The organism is Exiguobacterium sp. SH31 (assembly GCF_001816105.1).
Lineage (GTDB): Bacteria > Bacillota > Bacilli > Exiguobacteriales > Exiguobacteriaceae > Exiguobacterium > Exiguobacterium aurantiacum_A.
In genome coordinates this window covers 2,501-27,338 of record NZ_LYTG01000079.1, presented here as the reverse complement: position 1 = coordinate 27,338, position 24,838 = coordinate 2,501, and the positions used below count along the sequence as shown (strand labels likewise).

Genomic DNA, 24,838 nt, shown 5'->3' with positions numbered 1-24,838 from the left:
TCACGCTTTTTCGATCGGGGCAAATTTGGCGAGCAGGCGTTTAATCCCGACTTGCGGGAAGGCGATATCAAGTTCGAGCTGATCGCCCTCGCCGCGTGTCTGAACGACCGTCCCTTGTCCCCATTTTTTATGATTCGCTTTATCCCCGACTTGCCAGCTCATCGACTCGGCACCTGACGATTGGGCGACTTTTGGCTTCGGTTTCGAGCTGAACCCGTTGACTGGCAACTTCCCAGGTGATTCGACCGGATTCCACGGCATCGCTTTCTTCGCTTTGCCGGAACGTTCGAGCAGCGTTTCCGGCAACTCGTGCAAAAAACGGGATTCCGGATTGTTTTGGAACCGTCCGTACAACATGCGCGACTGGGCCCGTGTCAAATACAGGCGTTTCTCGGCACGGGTGATGCCGACGTAGGCGAGACGGCGTTCTTCTTCCATCTCTTCCGGGTCATTCAACGAACGGCTGTGCGGGAACAACCCTTCTTCCATCCCGATCAAGAAGACGACCGGGAACTCGAGCCCTTTCGCCGAGTGAAGTGTCATGAGCGTCACTTGATGCAACTCATCGACCTCTTCAAGCGAGTCAAGGTCTGAGACGAGCGTCAAATCGGTCAAGAAGGCGACGAGCGTCTGCTCTTCGCTCTCCTTCTCAAAGTTTTGAGCGACCGAGAGAAATTCTTGTAAGTTCTCGAGGCGGCTCTCGGCTTCGAGCGTCTTCTCGATTTTAAGCATCTCTTCATAGCCAGACTTCTTCAGCACTTCTTCAATCAGTTCAGAGATCGACAAATAGTCTGCCATTTGCCGAAGGTCGATCATGAGCTGGCGGAACTCGGTCAGCTTCGTCGCCGCTCGCGGCGCGATGCCCGATAGTTCGATGTCGCGGATCGCTTCCATGAGCGAGACGCCTTGCATACCGGCGAAGTCGCCGAGCTTATCGACCGTCGCCGCGCCAATGCCGCGTTTCGGTTCGTTGACGACGCGGACGAACGAGAGGTCCTCGTCCGGATTGGCGATCAAGCGCAAGTACGACAGGATGTCTTTAATTTCTTTACGCTCATAGAACTTCGTGCCGCCGACCATCTTGTATGGGATGTTCGACTTGAGCAACGTTTCCTCGAGACCACGCGACTGGGCGTTCGTCCGATATAAGACGGCCATCTGGCCGTATTCGATGCCTTCTTGGCGCAGTTCTTTCATCTCGTTGATGATAAAGAATGCTTCGTCCCGGTCGTCCGAGGCGACGTGGATGAGCAGTTTCTCTCCCTCGTCGTTATCGGTCCATAAGTTTTTGTCTTTACGGGTCGAGTTGTTTTTAATGACCCCGTTCGCCGCTTCTAGAATCCGTTTCGTCGACCGATAGTTCTGTTCGAGCAAGATGACGTGCGCGCTCGGATAATCTTTCTCGAACGTCAAAATGTTGGCGATGTCGGCCCCGCGCCAGCGATAGATCGACTGGTCCGAGTCACCGACGACACAAAGGTTCTCGTGAGCGGCCGCGAGCATCTTGACGAGCGTATACTGGGCCCGGTTCGTATCTTGATACTCATCGACGTGGATGTATTGGAACTTCTTCTGATAGAACGCGAGCACGTCCGGCGCTTCTTCGAATAACTGGATCGCTTTCATGATGAGGTCATCGAAGTCGAGGACGTTGTTGTGTTTCAGCTTCTTCTCATACGCCGTGTAGACGTCCGAGATGACTTTTTCATACGGATTGTTGCCGACGAGTCCGGCCGCGTCCTTCGCTGTGCGCAGTTCATTTTTATGATTCGAGATCATCCCGAGCAACGTCCGGGGCTCGTACTTCTTCGGATCGAGGTTCAACTCTTTGAGCACTTGCTTGATCGCCGTGAGCTGATCGGAAGAATCCAAAATCGAGAAGTTACGGTCGTAACGAATCCGGTCGATGTCGCGGCGCAAGATGCGCACACACATCGAGTGGAACGTCGAAATCCAAATGTCGTCCGCCACGCCGCCGACGAGACGGGCAATCCGGTCTTTCATCTCACGGGCTGCTTTGTTCGTGAACGTGATCGCGAGAATATTCCATGGTGCGATCTGTTTCGACGCCATCAAATAGGCGACGCGATGCGTCAACACACGTGTCTTACCTGATCCGGCACCAGCCATGATCAAGAGCGGACCATCTGTATATTTGACCGCTTCTGCTTGTGGCGGGTTCATGCCTTTGACTAATTCTTCGCTTAAGTTATACATAGGGGGTATCCTTCCTTATTTCCAAACATTTGTTCTTATTTTAACGGACTACTTGCACAGTCGCAAGCGCCCCTTCGAGATTGTCGTAAATGATGTTGCCGACGACGATCGTGTCGGCGTATTCGGCCATCATCCGGGCCGTGTCGATCCCGTCGATGCCGCCCCCATAAAACACGTGGGCATCGGGTAAAGCCAGCTTCACTTCTTTGACGACGTCAGGTGAACCGAGCGTGCCGCTATATTCGAGATAAAGCGACGGGAGACGGAACAGATGATGACCTGTTTCGGCGTAGGCGACGACTTCTTCAAGCGTCAACGTCGCTCTCGCCCCGGTCACAGCGGCCACTTTCGCTTCCGGATTCAAGACGATATACCCTTGCCCGGTCACGTTGTTTGAGTCAAACAGATGGCCGTAACGTTCGAAAGCCCGCATTTGATGACCGACGACCCAATCGACGGTGCCTGCGTTCAACACCGTCGGGATAAAGTAATGATTGAATCCACGGATGGCGTGTTCAGGATGGCTCATCTCGAGCGCGACCGGAATCCCGCAACCTTGCAGCCGTGCGTAAAGGGCGAACGTGTTCTCCGCATCGACCCCGTCCGTACCACCAATGAGAAACGCGTCCGTACCTGAACGGACGAGCGCGGCAAGTGCCGATTCATCGAGCTGTTTGTTCGGGTCCAGTTTAAACACATGGCGCCACGTCTGAAAATCCATCCATCTTCCCTCCATTCGATACCTTCTCTAGTGTAGCGATTTTTAGGACAGGTTGCATCTGTTGGACAAAAAAAAGACTTGCCGAAGCAAGTCATGTACGTGCGGTCCGGCTACGCTCGCGCTCCGTCAACCATTTGGCGACGAGGAGCGCGAACAAACCATAGACCGGGACGAACCAGAGCGGGTTGGCCAAGAAAAAGCCAAGTACGGGGATATCGAGTAGCGGTGAATCCGGCGAACAAAGCGCCGTTCCGTTCACGACGGCGATAAACGGCAACACCGGAACAGCGAACACGTAACCGAAATTGATCCAAAATGCCTTCATGTCACAATCTCCTTAACCTAAGATAATCGATTCTTTCGGATAGTTGTACATCCGCTTCGGCTGTCTTCGTTGCAAGAGCAAGATAAAGGCGATGACACCGATCCGACCGATGAACATGAGAATGGTGAGCACCCATTTACCGACATTGCTAAACTCCGACGAGAGCCCGACCGAAAGCCCGGTCGTCCCGAACGCCGAACACGCCTCAAACAAAATGCGCGTAAGTGAGGCGTCCTCAAAGAACGTGAGAATCAACACTCCGGTCAGTAATACAGCAAGCGATACCGTGATGATCACGAACGCTTTCCAAATATCTTCGAGCACGATCTCACGTCCGAACACCTTGATCGACGAGTCCCCGCGAATGAACGCGATGACTCCGAGCACGGCGACGGCGAACGTCGTCGTCCGAATCCCCCCGCCGACAGAAGACGGCGAGGCCCCGATGAACATCAAGATGGATAAGAGCAGCATACTGCCTTCGGAGAACAAGTTGACGTCAACCGTCGACAGCCCTCCGTTTCGCGTCGTCACGGACTGGAACAACGAATCGGAAAGCGCGAGCCAAAGCGGTAAATCTTTGAACGCGTTATTGTATTCGAACAAGAACAGACCGACCGTACCTACGGCGATCAAACTGAAGAACGTTGATACCGTCAACTTTGTGAACAAAGAAAAACGACGCGGGAAGTTCTCGCTCTTGCGACTGATCCGGTTCGTCAAGTACGTCCGGATCTCGACGAGCACTGGGAAGCCGATCGCTCCGCCGGTCATGAGCACGATTTGCGTGAAGATGACGAACGGGTCTTCACGGAACGGTGCGAGCGAGCTGCCGGTAATATCGAACCCGGCGTTCGTCGTCGCACTGATCGAACCGAACAGGCCTTGCAGGAACGCCTCTCCGGCCGTATCAAAGTAGTTTAAGTAATGGACCCCGAGCAGAATTGCCCCTACCGCTTCAATCGCGATAACGGTAATGACGATTTCCGCGATGTATTTGACGATGCCAGACATCGACGTCTGGTTCTGGTCGCGCAAAATCAACTGGCGCTCGCGGAATCCGATCCGTTTCCCGAGCAAAATCCACATGATGACGTGGAGACTGATCAAACCGACCCCACTCACTTGAACGATGAATAAAATGATGAACAGTCCAAACGTCGAGAACGTATCGGTCACGACGATCGGGGTGAGTCCGGTAACACTGACGCAACTGACCGCGAAGAAGACGAGATCGGTGAACGTGATGGTGACACCAGGTTGTCTTGCAATCGGCAGAGCCAACAAAACCACGGAAAGGACGACCGCCGCGCTATAAATTAAAACGAGCGTCTGGACTGGCGTCAATTTCCGGAAAAACAGCTGTAAATTTCGCTTCATGAACTTATCTTGCATCTCGCCCCTCCTCTCCATCAAAAACAAGATGACTCTTACGAGTCACCTTCTGATTGTTGTAGACGTTCAAGGGCAAGATCATAGCCGCCTGACCCGTAATTCAAGCAACGCTTGACGCGAGAAATCGTGGCCGTCGAAGCACCTGTCGCTTCTTCAATTTTATGATACGTGCTGCCTTCACGAATTTGGCGTGCCACTTCTAACCGTTGGGACAACGCCTGCACTTCGTTGACGGTCGCTAAATCTTCGAATAGTTGATAACAGTCTTCGAGTGTGTCGAGCTTCAAAATCGCTTCAAAAAGCTGATCGAGCTCTCGTCCTCGTAATTTATCGAGTTGCATCCGCAAGCATCCTCTCTCATCGTACTTCTTTATCATTCTAAAGCACGACCGGCTCGGACTCAACTGTTCATCGTAAAATCGCCGGAAATAGTATTTGTTTTTTCATAACTTCGTATATACCGAGCGGTGTCGCCCGGACGTATGGCAAGTGGGTCGACGCCAGGAACAGCAACGTATAGATCGGATCCTCGAAGTGATAGCCTCGGGCGATCAGCTCGGCACGCAACCGTTGTTCTTGGACAATCAATTGCTCGAGCGGCTCTGTCGAAGTCATCCCACAAAGCGGTAACGGGATCTCCGCGATGATTTCCCCCCGGTCGACGAGGACGATTCCGCCGCCGAGCTCTTTCATCCGTTCGAACGCCATCAACATATCTTGTTTACACTTACCGAGAATCAAGTAGTCGCCGCTGATCGAATACGAGCTGACAAGACCGCCAAAATCGTTAGCGAACCCTTTCAGTACCGTATTGAGCCGCCATTTCCCTTCTTTATCTAACAGCATCAAGAACGATTCGTCGCAGTCGCGCGGCAGTTCGTCTTGACCGGTGTCGTGTGTGATTTTAAACAGCTTCATGATGACCGAGTTGACCATATCGAGTCCGACCGGCATGCTGAACGATAAATCGTTTGGCGTCAAGTCGATCGTGACGTCGGTCGCCGGCATGAGCGCGAGCGCCGCCTCAATGAGTTCGTTCGGGAAGAGCGAGGCCCCGTCCCGGTAGATCCATTGGCCTTTAGCGATGACGGCCGACGGACGCGGCTCATCGATCGCATCGAGGATGTTCAGGTGGGCGATCCGTCCCGGTGAAATCGAGCCGAGGACGTGATCGAGTCCGAAATGCCGCGCCACGTTGAGCGACACGATCCGATACGCCTCGATGGCAGGCAGACCCGCTTCAATCATAATCTTCACGAGCGCATCTTGCAGACCGTCTTGATAAAACCCAGGGGTCGAACCATCCGTCGTCACCATCAAATGGTCGTACGCTTCGAGACCTGCGTCCAACAATCCGCGGATCATGCCCGGCAAATCAGGACGGATCGACGAATGGCGGAGTGTCGTCGTATAGCCGTGTTCGAGTCGGCATAACGCTTCGTTCGCCGTCATCGCCTCATGGTCGCTGTGAACACCCATCAACGCCATCTTCGTCAACGTCTTCGCGGACGCGCCTGGGAAATGTCCTTCGACCGGGAGACCGCACGTCTCCGCGTCGAGCATCCATTGGAGCATCTCATCGTCACCTTTTAACGTACGCGGCCAAGCCGTCAATTCTCCGGCCATGACGACGTCAGGATGATTGAACCAAGCGTGGACGCGCTCCGAGTCGACGAGGACGCTGTCGCGGTCGAGCTCGGTTTGCGTGTCGAGCCGAGCCCACCAATACGTACTCGTCGGGAGCTGTTGAATCGCCTCGAGTTGCGCAAACGCTTGCTCCATGTCTTGTAAAAAAAGAAGCATGTTATCGTTCACGAGCGTCGTCGTACCCCGCTCGCCTGCATACTTCGACAGCGTCGCCGGATTATAAAGTTGGAACGGATGCGCGTGAGGCTCGATGTAACCTGGTACGACATATTTCCCGGTCATGTCGACTGTCTCGACGGCCGCCTCCGGCACGTCTGGTCCGACGTAAACGATGCGGTCGTTTTCAATCCATATGTTAGCCTGTTTCCACTGTTTCACGTATACATTTAAGTATGTGGCGTTTGTCAATACGAGCGAAGGTGGTCGCAATTGATCCACGACTTCAAGTTGTGAGCGAATCATCGCTTTTGACCACGGTGCCCGCGCCGATCGTTTTAAAGGCATCGAACCCAGTCCTCCCTTAATCGCTTCAATAGTATCAAAAAATAATATTGTAAGCGTTTTCTTTCATTTGTTTCAAGTTTACCTTTTCTATGAAACACCTGCAAGCTATGTTGCCAATTGTAACGGAATTCACACGAAATTCACATAAATAAAGACGCCTCTTCGCAGAGGCGCCTTCACCATTCGTACATCATTGCCGTTTTCTTCAAATAATGCTCCAGTTGCGCGAGCGGAACCGGCTTGCTGTAATGGTAACCTTGAATCAATGAACCGCTATGTTCGAGCACGAACGCGAGCTGTTCCGGACGTTCGATTCCTTCGGTGACGATTTCGAGTCCTAGGGCATGAAACGTCTGATAAAGTCCTTCAAGGAGGGCCCGGTCGAACGTGTTCTCGGGAATCCCTTTGACGAAGTTTTGATCGATTTTGATGATGTCGAGTTGCAGCGATTGCAAAAATGACAGCGACGATGTGCCGACACCGAAGTCGTCGAGTGAGATCTTGACGCCGAGTGCTTTGAGCGAACGGATGAACTGTTGCAGCTCGTATATGTTGCCTCCGACCTCAGTCTCGGTAATTTCGATGTGGAGTAACGAAGGTTCAAACCCCGACTCAAACAAAACGCTTTCCAACTCCTCAAGAAAAGACCCGTCCGCAATTTGCCGTTTCGACACGTTGACCGATAGGAACAAGTTGTGCCGTTCCGTATGTTCTTGGATTTCTTGGACCGCCTGGCGAAGCACCCAACGTCCAACGTCCGAGATGAGACCTAACTGTTCAGCCACAGGGATAAACACGCCCGGTGAGATTGGACCTTTGCTCGGATGATTCCAGCGGATGAGCGCCTCGACCCCACAAACAGCGAACGGGCGTGGCGAGACAATTGGTTGATAATGAAGTTCAAACTCACCATGTTTGAGAGCGTGCCTTAAATCGCGTTCCATCACAAGCGTCTGAAGATAGTGGCTTCCGTCTTCAATTTCCTGGTAAGAGAGGATTTTATTCTTACCTGAAAGCTTAACTTCATGCAAAACAGCATCTAGACGTCCCATCATCGTTTCGTACGTATAATTTTCCGTGGGGCTCAGCTCGTCCATTCCAATACTGGCCGTCAGTCCAGTCATCCCTTGCTTTCGTCCCCACTCTGTCAAATCTTTCACGAGCTGGTTCGCCACTAAACGCATTTCTTCAATGGTCCAATGGGGATGAATGAACATGAATTCGTCCGCCCCTATTCTCGCGGCAAATCCATCTTCTTTGTAAAAACTCAAACGGGAAGCTAGAAAGGTTAACATCGCATCTCCCGTTCTCTGTCCAAATTGATCGTTGAAGCGGCGGAAATTATCTATATCGATTCCTAGTACGGCTACCACTTTGGATTTCCCAAGCATATGTCCAAACATATCCTCTACCGCAAGCCGGTTCGGCAGTCTAGTTAACGAGTCTCGGAAAGCGCGGTTTAATGATTCTGTCCTCATCTGATCAAGCGAGTCTAATACGTTATTGATACTAACTGCCATTTCCTCGATTTCATCCCGATTTTTCCTATTCAATCGAATACGTAAACGACTGTTTCGTTCGAACTTGATGTTTTTTAACTCATCTACTATTTTTAGCAGTCGTTGTGTGACGAAGCGATTGATTGTCCAAAACAAGGTAAGGAGTAATCCTAATCCAAGGATGAATAAACCTAACATACCGGTTTGAAGCATTGATATTGTATTTAAATAGTTTGTCCGCTTGATTGAGAAGTTTACTTCCCAATTCGCGTCTTGATAGACGGATTGAAGCGGCATTGAGACTCGAACAAATTGTTCATTTTTCTCGATTGTCAATTTATTATGAGAGAACGGACTAATCGTAATTGGGACTTTCGCTTGTGCACTGACAGTAGAAATAAAATCAGGACCAATTTTTTGAATAACAATTAATGTCCCTTTTGCAGGTCCGGACCTGTCACTTTTCAAAATGGGATGACTCATAAAGATAACCGGGCCATAATCTGTTCCATACACCGCATTTTGCTTGATCCCGGACACGTTGACAAAACGAGAAATCTCTTTTGTGAAATTATTTCGTTCTAATGGACTTTCTAATTCATAAAAACGACTAAACTCAGAATGAATCAGTTCTCGATCTTCATTTAAAAAGACCATCGCGCTAACGTCTAGATTCTCTAATGTGTCAGGACTCATGTTGTTTTGAATGAACGACTTGTTTTGACCTTGCACGAAGTCATAAGAATCATTCCAGATTGCCCAATCAATCATCGTACTCTCGAGCACCATTCGACGATTGGCAAACACTTCGGAAACGCTGTCGATTTGATTGCGAGTCATCACCTGATCTTGCTCAATACTTTTTTCGATAAAGTAGGGCTTTATGATAAAAGAGATGACCCCTATAAACACTGCGATGTTTATCGCTAACGCAATAAACAACTTCGTTTGGACACGCAGACCGACCACCTTCTTCCTTCAATCTACTTCACCATTGTAGAGCAGGAAGCCGGTATTCCCTTTTTTTCGCATGAAAAAAAGGATGGGTTGACCCATCCTTTAAAAAATCCGCGCAAGCGCCCGTCCGCCGATGTCTCGACGATAGAACGTGTGCGGTAATGTTAACTGTTCGAGCGCGGCGTAAACCGCCGTCTTCGCTTCAAGCAAGGTCGGTTTCGTCGACGTGATGACGAACAGTCGCCCACCGTTCCCGATGATGTGACTACCGTCACGCGTCGTCCCCGCATGAAACACGAGCACGTCTTTCGGTAAGCGCTCAAAATCTGAGAGCACTTGCCCTGTCGTCGCTCGTTCCGGATAACCGGCGGCCGCGACGACGATACCAATCGTATACCCGTCAAGCCATTCAATCGCATACGGTCGTTTAGCGACGACCGCCTCGATGACGTCAAGGAGCGGCGACGCCAAGTTCGGGAGGATGACTTCCGTTTCAGGGTCACCGAACCGGGCGTTGAACTCGATCACTTTCGGTCCGTCTTCCGTCAGAATCAGACCCGCATATAAAAATCCTTCGAACGGCGTCCCCCGCTCCACCATCGCCCGCGCGAGCGGGACGAGCACACGTTCCACCGACTCACTATAAACGGCTTCTTCTAAATGCGGCATCGGGCTATACGCGCCCATCCCGCCCGTGTTCGGTCCTTTGTCCCCGTCGAACGCGCGCTTATGGTCTTGCGACGTGATCATCGGGATGACGTGTTCACCGGAGACGAACGCCATGAGTGAAAACTCTTCTCCGTCTAAAAATTCTTCGATGACGACGCGTGACTGGTCACCGAACTTGTCGGTCGTGAAGATGTCGCGAATCGCCGCACGTGACTCATCGAGCGAGAAGGCGACCGTGACTCCTTTTCCAGCTGCAAGACCGTCCGCTTTGACGACGAGCGGTGCCCCGATTGACTCAATATAAGCGAGCGCCGCTTCCGCTTCCGTGAACGTCTCATAAGCTGCTGTCGGGATGTTCGCTTCACGCATGATTTCTTTCGCGAACGCTTTGCTGCCTTCTAGCAACGCCGCTGCTTTCGTCGGTCCAAAGATGCGTCGTCCGCTCGCGTTGAACGCATCGACGACACCCGCCATGAGCGCTGACTCAGGCCCGACGATCGTCCAATCGATGTCTTCGGTCTCTGCGAAGCGGACGAGTGCGGTGACGTCCGTCTCTTCAATCGGCACACACGTCACACCGTCCATGTTCAAGTTACCCGGGGCGACGAATACGTCATGCCCGTCTTGTCTCAACTTCCACGCGAGCGCGTGTTCACGGCCGCCGCGGCCAATGACGAGTACGTTCATCCTCTTGCTCCTCTCAATGTTTGAAATGTCGGACTGAAGTGAACACCATCGTAATGCCGTGACGGTTCGCCGCTTCAATCGACTCGTCGTCCCGAATCGAACCACCTGGCTGGATGATGGCCGTAATGCCGGCTGCAGCTGCAGCTTCGACCGTATCGCCCATCGGGAAGAACGCGTCGCTGCCAAGCGCGGCACCGACTGCACGGTCCCCTGCCTGTTCGAAAGCGATTTTCGCCGCACCGACTCGGTTCATCTGTCCGGCACCGATGCCGATCGTCGTCTCGTCTTTCGCCACGACGATTGCGTTTGATTTCACGTGTTTGACGACACGCCACGCGAGCTTCAAGTCTTCCCATTCGGCCGCCGTCGGGCGACGGTCGGTCACGATTTGGCACGAAGCATCGTCGAGTATCATGTCGTCGCCGTCTTGGACGAGGAGACCGCCCGCGACTGCCGTCAGACGCATGCCTGTCATCTGCCCCATCTCAAGCGTCAATAGACGTAAATTCTTTTTCTCTTTCAATCGGTCAAGTCCTGCCTCACTAAAGGATGGGGCAATGACGATCTCTAAGAAGATGTTGCGGAGCGCTTCTGCCGTCTCGAGGTCGACTTCACGATTGAGGGCGACGATACCGCCGAAAATCGAGATCGGGTCGGCCGCATGGGCGCGAGCGAACGCTTGGCTGATCGTCCGACCGACAGCGACGCCGCATGGATTCATATGTTTGACGACGACCGCTGCCGGTTCCGTCAACTCGCTGAGCGCCTCGAGCGCCGCGTTCGTATCTTGGATGTTGTTGTACGAGAGTTCTTTGCCGTGGAGTTGCACCGCGTTGGCGAGCGTCATGCCGTCATAGAGCGGAGTCTTATAGAACGCCGCCTGTTGGTGCGGGTTCTCCCCGTAACGAAGGTCTTGGACTTTTTCGTACGTGACCGTCAGCTGTTCTGGGAACGTTTCGCCGATTTGCTGACCTAAATAGTCGGCAATCAAGGCGTCGTACGCCGCCGTATGACGGAACGCCCTCAAAGCGAGTCGTTGCCGCGTCTCAAACGACGTACCGCCATTCTGAATCTCTGCGGCAACGTTGCCGTAGTCGGCCGGGTCGACGACGACCGTCACGCTGGCATGGTTTTTCGCGGCTGAACGGAGCATGCTCGGGCCACCGATATCGATGTTTTCAATCGCCTCTTCATACGTCGCGTTCTCTTTTGCGATCGTCTCTTTGAACGGATACAAGTTGACGACGACGTAGTCGATCGGCTCAATGTGGTGATGTTTCATCTGTTCGACGTGTGAATCTAAATCACGGCGTCCGAGCAGACCGCCATGGACGAGCGGATGCAGCGTCTTGACACGTCCGTCGAGCATCTCGGGGAACGATGTCACTTCCGAAATATTTTTCACGGGCAGTCCGGCCGCGACGAGTGCCGCTTCCGTCCCGCCTGTCGAGATGAGTTCGATGCCCGCTTCGTGCAAGACGCGCGCGAGTTCGACGATACCTGTTTTATCTGACACACTCAGTAATGCTCTCACTTGAAAACCTCCTGTTGGTTCAACACTTGTTGTAATACGCGTGGATAGAGTTGGTGTTCGATCGCTTGAATCCGGTGGGCCGCCTCGATACGGTCACATCCCGCGATGTCGACTTCTTCTTGCGCGATGATTGGACCCGTGTCCATCCCGGCGTCGACGTAATGGACGGTGACACCGCTCGTCGACACGTTCGCGGCAAGCGCTTGACCGATTGCATCTTTTCCTGGGAAGGCCGGCAAGAGCGACGGATGGATATTGATGATCCGACCTGGATACGCCGCGAGCAGCACATCCCCGATTAAACGCATATAACCCGCCAAGACGATATAGTCGACGTGTAGCGCTTCTAACAGAACGAGCAGCTCCCACTCAAACTCTGACTTCGACGCATACGCCTTCGGCTCGAACGAGAACGTCTGGATATGATGACGGTCTGCCCGCTCGAGCACTTTCGCCTCAGGCTTATCCGTGACGAGGAGCATACACTGTCCGCTCAGCTCGCCACGCTCAATCGCTTCCCAAATCGCTTCGGCGTTGCTCCCAGAGCCAGAGGCGAAGATAGCGAACCGCTTCACTGGTCGACCCCCATAATCCGGACGCCTGGTTTCGCTTCGACTTTGCCGATTCGATGCGACGTCTCCCCGATTCGTTCGAGCGCGGCTTGTACCGTGTCGACGTCTTCGGGACGTACCGTGATCATGAAGCCGATGCCCATATTGAACACGTTGAACATCTCTTGCTTCGACACATGGCCGACTTGTTCGAGCCAGTCGAATACCGGCAGGCTCGGCCAGCTTGATGCATCAAACGTGACACCAAGACCTTCAGGCAGCATGCGCGGCACGTTCTCATAGAAACCGCCGCCAGTGATGTGGGCCATCCCTTGGACGAGTCCGGTCGAAATGGCCGCTTTCGCCGCTTCCGAATAGATGCGGGTCGGTAGCAATAAGGCGTTCCCGAGCGTCGTATCGAGCATCGCGATTTCATCCGTGTACTCGAGCCCTTGCGTCTCGACGATGTGACGGACGAGCGAGAAACCGTTCGAATGGACACCTGACGAAGCTAACCCTAGAACGATGTCCCCCGCTTCGATCGTCCGTCCGTCGATGAGTAACTCTTCCTCGACGACACCGACGGCAAACCCGGCGATATCGTACTCCCCGTCCGGATACATGCCCGGCATCTCGGCCGTCTCGCCGCCGACGAGAGCACACCCTGCTTGGACGCAGCCTTCGGCCACACCCGCGACGATGCGTTCGAGCTTCGCCGGTTCCGCTTTTCCAGTCGCGATATAGTCTAAGAAGTAGAGCGGTTCGGCTCCGTGGACGAGACAGTCGTTGACGCACATCGCCACGCAATCGATTCCAATCGTATCATGTTGGTCGAGCGCGAACGCGAGTTTTAGCTTCGTGCCGACCCCGTCCGTCCCGCTCACGAGGATTGGATGTTTCAATTGCATCGAGCCGAGATCGATCATCGCCCCGAAACTGCCAAGTCCGGTCATCACTTCTGGACGCATCGTCCGTGCGACGTGACGCTTCATGCGTGACACCGCTTCATAACCTGCCTCTAAATTCACACCCGCTTGTTCATATCTTAAACTCATCGTCAGTCCCCCTCAAGCTTTTGTCTCTGTCACAAGTTCCGCCAGTTCAGTTGGATAAAGTCCGGTGAAGCAAGCGGCACACTGCCCGCGCAAGTTTCCTTCGAACGGTCGGCCGATCGCTTCGACCGTACCGTCTAATGTGAGGAACGCTAATGAGTCGGCCCCGATCTCTTGTTTAATCTCTTCGATCGATTTGATGGCCGCGATCAACTCGTCCTTTGATGATGTATCGATACCGTAATAGCACGGATGTTTGATCGGTGGTGACGTGATGCGCACATGTACCTCGGTTGCCCCGGCTTCCCGCAGCAACTTGACGATGCGGCGGCTCGTCGTGCCCCGGACGATCGAATCATCGACCATGATGACACGCTTGCCGTTGACAACCCCACGAAGCGCCGACAGCTTCATCTTGACGCCGCGCTCACGCAATTCTTGTGACGGCTGGATGAACGTCCGCCCGACGTAACGGTTTTTAATGAGACCCATCTCGTACGGGATCCCGCTCGCCTCGGCGTACCCGATGGCTGCCGAGATGCTCGAGTCCGGGACACCGGTCACGACATCCGCCTCGACCGGTGCCTCGTTGAACATCTTTTTCCCCATCGCCTTACGGGCCGTATGCACGTTAATCCCGTCGATGATCGAGTCTGGCCGCGAGAAGTAGATGTATTCCATTGAACACATCGCCCGGACCGCTGCTTCACTGTAACGTTCTGAGACAATCCCGTCTTTCGTGATCATCAACAGTTCGCCCGGTTCGACGTCACGTACGTACGTCGCCCCCACGACGTCGAACGCGCACGTCTCTGAAGCGAACACGAACGCCCCGTCTTCAGTCTTTCCAAGCGAGAGGGGACGCAAACCATGGACATCGACGCCGACGTAGAGCGCGTCTTCCGTCAAGAAAAGAAACGCGAACGCGCCGACGAGACGCGCCAAGCTGTCCGAGATCCGCTCTTTCAACGAGTTGCCGCGGCTCCGTTTGATCAAGTGGGCGACGACTTCCGTGTCAGACGTCGTCTGAAAGATCGCCCCTTCCGCCTCGAGCATATGCTTCAACTCGTTGGCGTTGACGAGGTTGCCGTTATGCGCCATCGCAAGGTCCCCGGTGAGCGATTTGAAATGGAGCGGTTGGACGTTCTCAAGCGTGTTGCCGCCCGCGGTCGAATAACGGACGTGACCGATGGCGTGATGTCCCGTGAGGGCATCGAGCGACGCCTCATCGAACACTTCGGCGACGAGACCGAGCCCGCGTTTCGCGTGCAGGCGTTCGCCGTCAGCCGTGACGATGCCCGTCCCTTCCTGACCTCGGTGTTGCAGGCTGTGCAGTCCGTAGTAGGCGAGGTGTGACGCTTCGTGGTGATTGAACACCCCGAACACCCCACACTCCTCGTTCATGCCTCGGATGTCATATAACATGGAATAGCTCCTTCCCATACACGTTCAAGTTCAGTGACGTCCATTTCAATTAACCGATCGCTCGAGCGGACCGTCAGTTGCGCCGCTTCGGTCACTTGACCGATTCGTGTGGCGTTCGTCAATTTGGCGAACGTGTCCGCGTGAATTGGCGCGACCGTGACGAGGAAGCGCGACTGTGACTCGCTGAACAGTGTCGTCACGAGATCCGTGTCGACGCTGACGTCTGCACCGAGCCCCGTTCCGAACACGAGCTCAGGAAGTGCCGCTGCTAAGCCACCTTCTGACACGTCGTGAGCTGCCGTGACGAGTCCTTGACGAATTGCCGTGAGCAGAGATTGCTGGTGACGGCTCTCGATCTCGAGGTCGAGCGTCGGTGCTTGTCCGCTCACTTTTCCGTCTTGTAACATTTGTAGCGCACTGCCGCCAAATTCAGGCTTCGTATCGCCGAGAAGGAAGATGACATCTCCCGCTGTCTTGGCGTGTGACGTCGTGATATGTTCCGGCTTCGTGATCAAACCGACCATGCCGACGACCGGTGTCGGGTAGATCGCCGTCCCGTTCGACTCGTTATAAAGCGAGACGTTCCCGCCGATGACCGGTGTGTCGAGTGCTAAACACGCCTCGGCCATACCTTCGACGGCTTGGTCGAGCTGCCAGAACCCTTCCGGTTTGTCCGGACTCCCAAAGTTCAAGCAATCGGTGAGCGCGAGTGGTTCGGCACCGCTCGCGATGATGTTGCGCGCCGCTTCAGCGACTGCGATGGCACCGCCGACGCGCGGATCGAGGTAGACATATTTCGCGTTACAGTCGGTCGTCATCGCGAGCGACTTGTCCGTGTCACGGATCCGGATGACGGCCGCGTCGCTGCCTGGTGCAACGACGGTCGACGTTTGGACCATATGGTCGTATTGCTCGTACACCCAGCGTTTCGAAGCAATCGTCGGCATCGCGAGCACGTCTTTCCACGTCGCGAGCACGTCTGTGACTACCGGTTGAACTGGTGTCATCGCTTGGAACGCCTCGTAGTATGCTGGAACTTTTGACGGTTTATGGTAGACTGGCGCATCTTCCGCGAGCGCGTCGACCGGCACTTCAGCGGCTACTTCGCCGTGATGGACGAGACGGAGCACTTTCTGCTCGATGACTTCGCCGATCTTGATCGCATGAAGTCCCCACTTCGTTACGATCGCTTCGATCTCGTCTTCGTGTCCTGCCTTGACGACGAGGAGCATCCGTTCTTGTGACTCGGACAACATCATCTCGTAAGGCGTCATATCCGTCTCACGTTGTGGGACGAGGTCGAGGTTCATCTCGATACCCATGCCCGCTTTCGATGCCATCTCAGCCGAAGACGACGTCAGACCGGCCGCACCCATGTCTTGAATGCCGACGAGGGCCGGATGTTTGATGACTTCAAGACACGCCTCAATCAACAACTTCTCCATGAACGGGTCGCCGACTTGGACGGCCGGACGTTTCTCATCGGCGTCTTCGCCGAGCTCTTCAGAGGCGAACGTGGCACCGTGAATGCCGTCGCGTCCCGTTGTCGCCCCGACGTACATGACCGAGTTGCCGACTCCTTCGGCAATCCCTTTTTGAATGTCTTCGTGGCGGATGAGACCGACACACATCGCGTTGACGAGCGGGTTGCCGGCGTAGGCCGGATCGAACGCGACTTCTCCGCCGACCGTCGGGATGCCGACACAGTTGCCGTAGCCAGCGATGCCGGAGACGACGTGGCCGAAGAGATGTTTCACACGTGATTCGTTCAAATCTCCGAAGCGGAGCGAGTTGAGGAGTGCGACCGGACGTGCGCCCATCGAGAAGATGTCGCGGATAATCCCGCCGACACCTGTCGCCGCACCTTGATACGGCTCGATGGCCGACGGGTGGTTATGGCTCTCGATTTTGAAGGCGACCGCCTGACCATCGCCGATATCGACGATTCCAGCCCCTTCACCGGGTCCTTGAAGGACGTGTTTTCCGGTCGTTGGGAATTTACGGAGCACTGGCTTCGAGTTTTTGTACGAACAGTGTTCAGACCACATGACCGAAAATAAACCGATCTCGGTGTAGTTCGGGTCACGGCCTAAGAGCGAGACGACGAGTGCGTATTCGTCGTCAGTGAGCCCCATTGTGGCATACAGTCTTTGTTCACGGATGTGCGTCGCTGTCGGTTCAGTTGTAAGTAACATGTCGTGTCCCCCATTTTACAATCGAAGTGAATAACCGTTTGCCGTCTTCTCCGCCGAGCATCGCCTCGACCGCTCGTTCCGGGTGCGGCATCATGCCGAGCACGTTTCCTTGCGCGTTTGTGATGCCCGCGATGTTCGCGACCGATCCGTTCGGGTTGTCTGTGTAGGTGAAAGCGATCTGGCCATTCGTTCGCAATGTCTCAAGTGTTGCTTCGTCACAGTAGTAGTTGCCTTCTCCATGTGCAATCGGGACGCGAATCGTCTCGCCCACCGCATAATCGCTCGTAAACATCGTCTCGTTCGTCTCGACTTTCAGTTCGACCGTCTTGCACATGAACTTCAAATCACGGTTGCGCATCAATACGCCGGGTAGAAGTCCTGCCTCGACGAGCACTTGGAACCCGTTGCAGACGCCGAGTACCGGACGTCCCTCTTCAGCGAACCGCTTCACCTCACTCATAATCGGTGAGAACTGGGCGATCGCGCCGCAACGCAAGTAGTCCCCGTATGAGAACCCGCCTGGTAACAGCACACCATCAAAACCGACAAGTGACGTCTCCGTGTGGAATACATATTCCGCTTCCTCCCCGAGCACGTCTTTGACCGCATGATACATGTCGAGGTCACAGTTTGATCCCGGGAAGACGATGACTGCGAACCTCATGCGAGTACCCCCATCTCGATCCGATAGTTCTCGATGACAGTGTTGACGAGTAATTTCTCGCACATGTCACGCACCATCGCCTCGGTCGTCTCGTCTGCGACTTGAAGTTCGATGACTTTACCGATTCGTACCGATTCGACGCCTGTGAAGCCGAGATGCTCGAGTCCGCCTTTGACGGCGACGCCTTGTGGGTCAAGTACACTTTCACGTAATGTCACGTACACATTCACTTTTTTCATTGGTCAGTTCCCCCTATGCGTGTTAACAATTGGCCGTACGTCTCTGTCAGTGATCCGATGTCTCTGCGGAACACGTCTTTGTCGAGCTTTTGTTTCGTCTCTTTATCCCACAGGCGACACGTGTCGGGCGAAATCTCATCGGCGAGGATGATCGTGTCATCGAGTTTACCGAACTCAAGTTTAAAGTCGATCAAATCGATACCGCGTTTGTCGAAGAAGTCGAGCAAGACATCGTTCACCCACAACCCGAGTTGTCGCAATGTTTCGACTTCTTTGTGTGTGGCGACTTGCAGTAAGCGGATATGGTCCTCTGTTAAAAGCGGATCTCCGAGTGCGTCATCTTTATAGTAGAACTCGACGATCGGCGACAACAGCGGCGTCCCTTCTTCCCAGCCGAGCCGTTTAGCGAGACTCCCTGCGGCGACGTTGCGTACGACGACTTCAAGCGGGATGATGTCGACGCGGCGTACGAGCTGCTCGCGGTCTGACAGTTTCTTGATGAAGTGGGTCGGAATCTTGTTGTCGTGCATGAGCTCGAACAAACGCGTCGTGATGGCGTTGTTCAACACACCTTTCCCTGCGATCGATTGTTTTTTCTCTCCGTTGAATGCCGTCGCGTCATCTTTATAGTAGACACGGAGCACACCTTGTTCTTCTGTCTCGTATAACGCTTTCGCCTTACCTTCGTAGATTGCTTCCATCTGTATCGTCCCCCTTTAAAGTGAGAGGGGCATAGCGCCCCTCAACGATCACAAACCACAGCGTTCAAAGATTGTATCGACACGACGTACGTGATGGCTCGGGTCGAACAAGTCATCGAGCTCGTCACTCGTGAAGAGTGCGCCCATCTCGGCATCTTGCTCGATCAACGTCCGGAACATTGTCTCTTCTTCCCACGCTTGCATCGCTTTCGGTTGGACCGCGTCATAAGCGGCTTCACGTGACCAGCCTTTCTCGATCAAGGCGAGCAGGATGCGTTGTGAGAAGATGATCCCGAACGTCCGGTCCATGTTGCGGCGCATGTTGTCCGGGAACACCGTCAAGTTCTTCACGATGTTGCCGAAGCGGTTGAGCATGTAGTTCAGAAGGCCGGTCGCATCCGGGAGGATGATCCGTTCTGCTGACGAGTGCGAGATATCGCGTTCGTGCCAAAGCGGGACGTTCTCATATGCCGTCACCATATGACCGCGAATCACGCGGGCGAGTCCCGTCATGTTCTCCGAACCGATCGGGTTACGTTTATGCGGCATCGCCGACGAACCTTTTTGGCCTTTGGCGAAAAACTCTTCGACCTCACGTGTCTCTGTCTTTTGAAGGCCGCGGATCTCGGTCGCCATTTTCTCGATGGATGTGGCGATCAAAGCAAGCGTCGACATGTACTCGGCGTGGCGGTCACGCTGTAACGTCTGTGTCGAGATCGGGGCTGCTTGAATCCCTAACTTGTCACACACGTACGACTCGATGAACGGGTCGATGTTAGCGAACGTCCCGACGGCGCCGCTCATTTTTCCAAACTCGATCGTCTCGCGTGCGGCCATGAACCGTTTCTTGTTTCGCTTCATCTCTTCGTACCAGAGTGCGAGTTTCAAACCGAACGTCGTCGGTTCTGCGTGGACTCCGTGTGTACGACCCATCATGATGTCATATTTATGGGCTTTCGCTTTCTCGGCGAGGATGTCGATGAAGCGATCGATATCGGCTTCAAGGATGTCATTCGCTTGTTTGATCAAGTACGATAGCGCCGTATCGACGACATCGGTCGACGTGAGACCGTAATGGACCCATTTCTTCTCGTCTCCGAGCGTCTCTGAGACGGCCCGTGTGAAGGCGATGACGTCATGGCGCGTCTCCTGCTCGATCTCAAGAATACGCTCGACATCGAATGATGCCTTGTCCCATAATACGTTGACGTCCTCTTTCGGGATGACGCCTAGTTCGCTCCACGCCTCGCAAGCGTAAAGCTCTACTTTGAGCCATGCATCAAACTTGTTCTGATCTGTCCAAATCGCCGCCATCTCGGGACGGGTGTAACGTGAAATCATAAAACGGTCTCCTTCCAAATTGCCAGTTGTTCGATGGTGTGAAGCGCGTCCTCGACGGTACTGCCGAGCACGTTCAAGTGCCCCATTTTCCGTCCGGGTTTCGCTTCTTCTTTTCCATACAGATGTAGTTTAACATTCGATGGTAACGTTTGTGGGTTCACTTTATCCATATGTTCGCCGAGCAGATTGACCATGACGACCGGTGTGTACTGTGTCGTCCGTCCGAGTGACATGCCCGTAATCGCGCGGATGTGTTGTTCGAACTGTGACGTCTCGCAGGCGTCAATCGTATAATGCCCTGAATTGTGGGGGCGTGGGGCCAGTTCATTCACATATAGTGAACCGTCCTCCATCACGAACAGCTCGACGGCGAGCGTGCCGATCAATCCGACATGGTCAGCGAGCTGAAGTGCTAAATGGCGCGCATCTTCTAGAATGCCGGTGTCGAGCCGGGCCGGAACGATCGATAAATGTAAGATGTTATTTTGATGGATGTTTTCACTGATTGGGAATGTTGTCGTCTCATGTGCGCCTCTCGTCACGATGACCGAGATTTCTTTTCGGAATGGCAACCACGCCTCGGCGACATATTCATCTTCATTGAACTGTTCTGTGAACGCGCGTACGTCCTGTGATGTCCGGAGCACGGTTTGCCCTTTCCCGTCATAACCGAAGCGGCATGTTTTGATGACCAATGGGAGTCCTAGCAAATCTTCGGCCCGATGAACGTCACGTACCGATCGGACCGGCATGTACGGTGCAACACGCAAGCCGGACGCTTCGATCATCTGTTTTTCGAACAGACGATGCTGCGTCGCTGTTAACACGTCCATCCCTTGCGGGCATTTGTCGGCGATCGCCTCTATCATCGCCGAGTCGATATTTTCAAACTCGTACGTGACGATGTCTGAACGGGCTGCTAGTTCTTTTGCCGCTGAGATGTCGTCGAACCCGGCGACGATGCTCGGTGCGACTTGGGCTGCCGGAGCCGTCGGGTTCGGGTCGAGACTGAGCGTCTCGTAACCCATTGCGCTCGCACTGAGTGACATCATCCGGCCTAACTGTCCTCCGCCTAATATCCCGATTCTCATTAGACGAGCTCCTCCGTTCCGCGCAGTGCCATGTCTCGTTTTTGTTGACGATATGTTTCTAGACGATCGATGACTTCAGGGAATTGAAGACTGAGAATTTGAGCGGCAAACAGTCCGGCGTTTGTCGCTCCGGCTTTTCCGATGGCGACCGTTGCGACAGGAACACCTGCTGGCATTTGAACGATTGACAGTAACGAATCAAGTCCGTTCAGTGCTTTCGATTGAATCGGGACTCCGATGACCGGAAGCGTCGTCTTCGCTGCTACCATACCCGGAAGGTGGGCCGCCCCGCCTGCACCGGCGATGATGACATGTATCCCTCGTTCCCGAGCCGCTTCGGCGTATTGGAACATCAAGTCCGGCGTTCGATGCGCGGAGACGACTTGCTTTTCGTATGGAATATTTAATTCTTCTAGCGCGTCGCACGCATGCTTCATCGTCTTCCAGTCAGAAGAACTTCCCATGATCACACCTACTGTTGCCTTCACATCAACGTCCCCCTTAAATAAAGAAATCCCTAAACTGATTAAACAGTTTAGGGTATAGGCCATGACAAAAAAATGTCGGCTATACCCCATAGTCTGATCAGAATCGGTGATCAGGTAGAAACTTGCAAGCCATTTCCTTGCGATTATATGGAGCAATATTTGATTTTCTTAACTCACAAGCCTATCGTACCTTGTTCTTTGAAAACATGTCAACAAACAGCGAACAATTTAATTGTCTGAATATTTATCGTTCGTCTTTACGCTGTTTTTACAAAAACAAAAAAACCGCCACGCATTCGTGACGGTTTGGCATTATGGTTTGAGAGCAACGCACTCAAATAAGATTGATTGATGAGAATGAACAGGTTCGTCTTTGGTTCCCGTTTTTTCAAAGACAGGCTTTTCAATCCTTCGTACCGGGCGATACCCCATTTGAGCGATTCGGTCTAAACACTCACCGACTGTCTCGTTTGGCTCGACGTATACTTTGATTTTCTTGGCCATCTGTTATTCCTCTCCTTCATTTGAGTCACGATACAAAATACAAAAAAGCGGCGGCCCTTGAGCGAATGCTCCAGAACCACCGTTTGCCTGGCGACGTCCTATCCTCACAGGGGGAGACCCCCAACTACTTTCGGCGCTGAAGCGCTTAACTTCCGTGTTCGGCATGGGAACGGGTGTGGCCGCTTCGCTATCGCCACCAGACAAGGGAATTGTTCCCTGAAAACTGAAGACTCATCAAGTTCAAACCGTTTCTAGATCAAAGCCTCGACCGATTAGTATCATTCAGCTCCACACGTCGCCGTGCTTCCACCCATGACCTATCTACCTCATCGTCTCTGAGGGGTCTTTCTTGATTGCTCAAAGGGAAATCTCATCTCGGAGGGGGCTTCATGCTTAGATGCTTTCAGCACTTATCCCGTCCGCACGTAGCTACCCAGCGATGCTCCTGGCGGAACAACTGGTACACCAGCGGTGCGTCCATCCCGGTCCTCTCGTACTAAGGACAGCTCTCCTCAAATTTCCTGCGCCCACGACGGATAGGGACCGAACTGTCTCACGACGTTCTGAACCCAGCTCGCGTACCGCTTTAATGGGCGAACAGCCCAACCCTTGGGACCTACTCCAGCCCCAGGATGCGATGAGCCGACATCGAGGTGCCAAACCTCCCCGTCGATGTGGACTCTTGGGGGAGATCAGCCTGTTATCCCCAGGGTAGCTTTTATCCGTTGAGCGATGGCCCTTCCATGCGGAACCACCGGATCACTAAGCCCGACTTTCGTCCCTGCTCGACTTGTAGGTCTCGCAGTCAAGCTCCCTTCTGCCTTTGCACTCTACGAATGATTTCCAACCATTCTGAGGGAACCTTTGGGCGCCTCCGTTACTGTTTAGGAGGCGACCGCCCCAGTCAAACTACCCGCCTGACACGGTCCTCCAGCCGGATCACGGCTGCGAGTTAGAGACTCTATACGCAAAGGGTGGTATCCCAAGGATGTCTCCACCGAAGCTGGCGCTCCGGCTTCACAAACTCCCACCTATCCTGTACATCGCGTACAAAGCCTCAATATCAGGCTGTAGTAAAGCTCCATGGGGTCTTTCCGTCCTGTCGCGGGTAACCTGCATCTTCACAGGTACTATGATTTCACCGGGTCTCTCGTTGAGACAGTGCCCAAATCGTTACGCCTTTCGTGCGGGTCGGAACTTACCCGACAAGGAATTTCGCTACCTTAGGACCGTTATAGTTACGGCCGCCGTTTACTGGGGCTTCGGTTCAGTGCTTCTCTTGCGATGACACATCCCCTTAACCTTCCAGCACCGGGCAGGCGTCAGCCCCTATACTTCATCTTGCGATTTAGCAGAGACCTGTGTTTTTGCTAAACAGTCGTTTGGGCCTATTCACTGCGGCTTATGTTGCCATAAGCGTCCCTTCTCCCGAAGTTACGGGACCATTTTGCCGAGTTCCTTAACGAGAGTTATCCCGCGCGTCTTAGAATTCTCATCTCGCCTACCTGTGTCGGTTTACGGTACTGGCGCCGACCTCCTTACTAGAGGCTTTTCTTGGCAGCGTGAAATCCGGTACTTCGCCCTACGGGCTCCACATCACAGCTCAACCTTGTATGCCGGGCGGATTTGCCAACCCGACGGCCTCGCTGCTTGTCCGTGCACTTCCAGTCGCACGGTTACCTTATCCTTCTGCGTCCCCCCATCGTTCAAACGGTGGTACGGCGGTACAGGAATATCAACCTGTTGTCCATCGCCTACGCCTTTCGGCCTCGGCTTAGGTCCAGACTAACCCTGAGCGGACGAGCCTTCCTCAGGAAACCTTGGGCTTTCGACGGAGGGGATTCTCACCCCTCTTTTCGCTACTCACACCGGCATTCTCACTTCCAAGCGCTCCACGGCTCCTCACGATACCGCTTCACTGCTGCTTGGAACGCTCCCCTACCATTCCTTACGGAATCCATAGCTTCGGTGGTATGTTTAGCCCCGTTAAATTTTCGGCGCGGCGTCACTCGACTAGTGAGCTATTACGCACTCTTTGAATGGTGGCTGCTTCTAAGCCAACATCCTAGTTGTCTGTGCAACGCCACATCCTTTTCCACTTAACATACACTTTGGGACCTTAGCTGATGGTCTGGGCTGTTTCCCTTTCGACTACGGATCTTATCACTCGCAGTCTGACTCCCGAGTACAAGTTGCCGGCATTCGGAGTTTGACTGAATTCGGTAACCCTGTGGGGGCCCCTAGTCCAATCAGTGCTCTACCTCCGGAACTCTTCACCTCGAGGCTAGCCCTAAAGCTATTTCGGGGAGAACCAGCTATCTCCAGGTTCGATTGGCATTTCACCGCTACCCACACCTCATCCCCGCACTTTTCAACGTGCGTGGGTTCGGACCTCCAGTCAGTGTTACCTGACCTTCATCCTGGACATGGGT

General features: G+C 53.7%; 20 protein-coding genes, 2 rRNA genes and 1 riboswitch (1 of these 23 only partly in view). All 22 genes read right to left on the bottom strand.

Annotated elements, in window-relative coordinates; all coding sequences use genetic code 11:
• A complete protein-coding gene (pcrA, locus tag A6395_RS11035; protein WP_070328812.1) occupies window positions 1–2,217 on the bottom strand; it encodes a DNA helicase PcrA in 2,217 nt (738 codons plus the stop codon).
• A 40-nt stretch (window positions 2,218–2,257) separates the two neighbouring features.
• Window positions 2,258–2,938 carry a heptaprenylglyceryl phosphate synthase gene (gene pcrB, locus A6395_RS11030; protein ID WP_071399061.1) on the bottom strand — a complete coding sequence of 227 codons (681 nt, stop codon included), beginning with the start codon at window positions 2,936–2,938 and terminating at the stop codon, window positions 2,258–2,260.
• Between the two features lie 91 nt (window positions 2,939–3,029).
• Window positions 3,030–3,263 carry a hypothetical protein gene (locus A6395_RS11025; protein ID WP_016509263.1) on the bottom strand — a complete coding sequence of 78 codons (234 nt, stop codon included), beginning with the start codon at window positions 3,261–3,263 and terminating at the stop codon, window positions 3,030–3,032.
• A 12-nt stretch (window positions 3,264–3,275) separates the two neighbouring features.
• On the bottom strand, window positions 3,276–4,658 hold the full coding sequence (locus A6395_RS11020; protein WP_083274110.1) for a TrkH family potassium uptake protein: 1,383 nt from the start codon (window positions 4,656–4,658) through the stop codon (window positions 3,276–3,278).
• 35 nt (window positions 4,659–4,693) lie between these two features.
• Window positions 4,694–4,999, bottom strand: coding sequence for a YerC/YecD family TrpR-related protein (locus A6395_RS11015; protein ID WP_016509246.1), 306 nt, complete (start codon window positions 4,997–4,999; stop codon window positions 4,694–4,696).
• Between the two features lie 67 nt (window positions 5,000–5,066).
• The gene (locus A6395_RS11010; RefSeq protein ID WP_071399060.1) at window positions 5,067–6,809 is read right to left on the bottom strand and encodes an adenine deaminase C-terminal domain-containing protein; all 1,743 of its coding nucleotides are present in this window, start codon (window positions 6,807–6,809) and stop codon (window positions 5,067–5,069) included.
• Window positions 6,810–6,985: 176 nt separating this feature from the next.
• On the bottom strand, window positions 6,986–9,097 hold the full coding sequence (locus A6395_RS11005; RefSeq protein WP_255569984.1) for an EAL domain-containing protein: 2,112 nt from the start codon (window positions 9,095–9,097) through the stop codon (window positions 6,986–6,988).
• A gap of 270 nt (window positions 9,098–9,367) precedes the next feature.
• A complete protein-coding gene (gene purD / locus A6395_RS11000; RefSeq protein ID WP_071399058.1) occupies window positions 9,368–10,621 on the bottom strand; it encodes a phosphoribosylamine--glycine ligase in 1,254 nt (417 codons plus the stop codon).
• A 13-nt stretch (window positions 10,622–10,634) separates the two neighbouring features.
• Complete coding sequence (purH, locus tag A6395_RS10995; protein WP_071399057.1) at window positions 10,635–12,155, bottom strand: bifunctional phosphoribosylaminoimidazolecarboxamide formyltransferase/IMP cyclohydrolase; 1,521 nt, start codon at window positions 12,153–12,155, stop codon at window positions 10,635–10,637.
• Entirely contained in the window at window positions 12,152–12,730 is a 579-nt protein-coding gene (purN, locus tag A6395_RS10990) for a phosphoribosylglycinamide formyltransferase (RefSeq protein ID WP_071399056.1), read from the bottom strand. Before purN ends, purH begins: the two co-directional genes overlap by 4 nt.
• Window positions 12,727–13,761, bottom strand: coding sequence for a phosphoribosylformylglycinamidine cyclo-ligase (purM, locus tag A6395_RS10985; RefSeq protein WP_071399055.1), 1,035 nt, complete (start codon window positions 13,759–13,761; stop codon window positions 12,727–12,729). Before purM ends, purN begins: the two co-directional genes overlap by 4 nt.
• 12 nt (window positions 13,762–13,773) lie before the next feature.
• Window positions 13,774–15,183: an amidophosphoribosyltransferase gene (gene purF, locus A6395_RS10980; protein ID WP_071399054.1), complete on the bottom strand. Its 1,410-nt coding sequence runs from the start codon at window positions 15,181–15,183 to the stop codon at window positions 13,774–13,776.
• A complete protein-coding gene (purL, locus tag A6395_RS10975; RefSeq protein ID WP_071399053.1) occupies window positions 15,159–17,378 on the bottom strand; it encodes a phosphoribosylformylglycinamidine synthase subunit PurL in 2,220 nt (739 codons plus the stop codon). Before purL ends, purF begins: the two co-directional genes overlap by 25 nt.
• The gene (gene purQ / locus A6395_RS10970; RefSeq protein ID WP_070328802.1) at window positions 17,362–18,042 is read right to left on the bottom strand and encodes a phosphoribosylformylglycinamidine synthase subunit PurQ; all 681 of its coding nucleotides are present in this window, start codon (window positions 18,040–18,042) and stop codon (window positions 17,362–17,364) included. The genes purL and purQ overlap by 17 nt, the downstream gene beginning before the upstream one ends.
• The gene (gene purS / locus A6395_RS10965; RefSeq protein WP_021065194.1) at window positions 18,039–18,281 is read right to left on the bottom strand and encodes a phosphoribosylformylglycinamidine synthase subunit PurS; all 243 of its coding nucleotides are present in this window, start codon (window positions 18,279–18,281) and stop codon (window positions 18,039–18,041) included. Before purS ends, purQ begins: the two co-directional genes overlap by 4 nt.
• Complete coding sequence (gene purC, locus A6395_RS10960; RefSeq protein WP_071399052.1) at window positions 18,278–18,982, bottom strand: phosphoribosylaminoimidazolesuccinocarboxamide synthase; 705 nt, start codon at window positions 18,980–18,982, stop codon at window positions 18,278–18,280. The genes purS and purC overlap by 4 nt, the downstream gene beginning before the upstream one ends.
• A gap of 48 nt (window positions 18,983–19,030) precedes the next feature.
• Window positions 19,031–20,323 carry an adenylosuccinate lyase gene (gene purB, locus A6395_RS10955; RefSeq protein WP_071399051.1) on the bottom strand — a complete coding sequence of 431 codons (1,293 nt, stop codon included), beginning with the start codon at window positions 20,321–20,323 and terminating at the stop codon, window positions 19,031–19,033.
• Window positions 20,320–21,414 (bottom strand): 5-(carboxyamino)imidazole ribonucleotide synthase, encoded by a 1,095-nt coding sequence (purK, locus tag A6395_RS10950; protein ID WP_071399050.1) that lies wholly within the window; start codon window positions 21,412–21,414, stop codon window positions 20,320–20,322. The genes purB and purK overlap by 4 nt, the downstream gene beginning before the upstream one ends.
• The gene (purE, locus tag A6395_RS10945; RefSeq protein WP_131444201.1) at window positions 21,414–21,902 is read right to left on the bottom strand and encodes a 5-(carboxyamino)imidazole ribonucleotide mutase; all 489 of its coding nucleotides are present in this window, start codon (window positions 21,900–21,902) and stop codon (window positions 21,414–21,416) included. Before purE ends, purK begins: the two co-directional genes overlap by 1 nt.
• 69 nt (window positions 21,903–21,971) lie before the next feature.
• A riboswitch (purine riboswitch) is annotated at window positions 21,972–22,073 on the bottom strand.
• A 141-nt stretch (window positions 22,074–22,214) separates the two neighbouring features.
• Window positions 22,215–22,406: an NETI motif-containing protein gene (locus A6395_RS10940; protein ID WP_034809046.1), complete on the bottom strand. Its 192-nt coding sequence runs from the start codon at window positions 22,404–22,406 to the stop codon at window positions 22,215–22,217.
• An 85-nt stretch (window positions 22,407–22,491) separates the two neighbouring features.
• A 5S ribosomal RNA gene (rrf, locus tag A6395_RS10935) occupies window positions 22,492–22,607 on the bottom strand.
• A 51-nt stretch (window positions 22,608–22,658) separates the two neighbouring features.
• Window positions 22,659–24,838 (bottom strand): 23S ribosomal RNA (locus A6395_RS10930) (it continues 734 nt past the right edge of the window).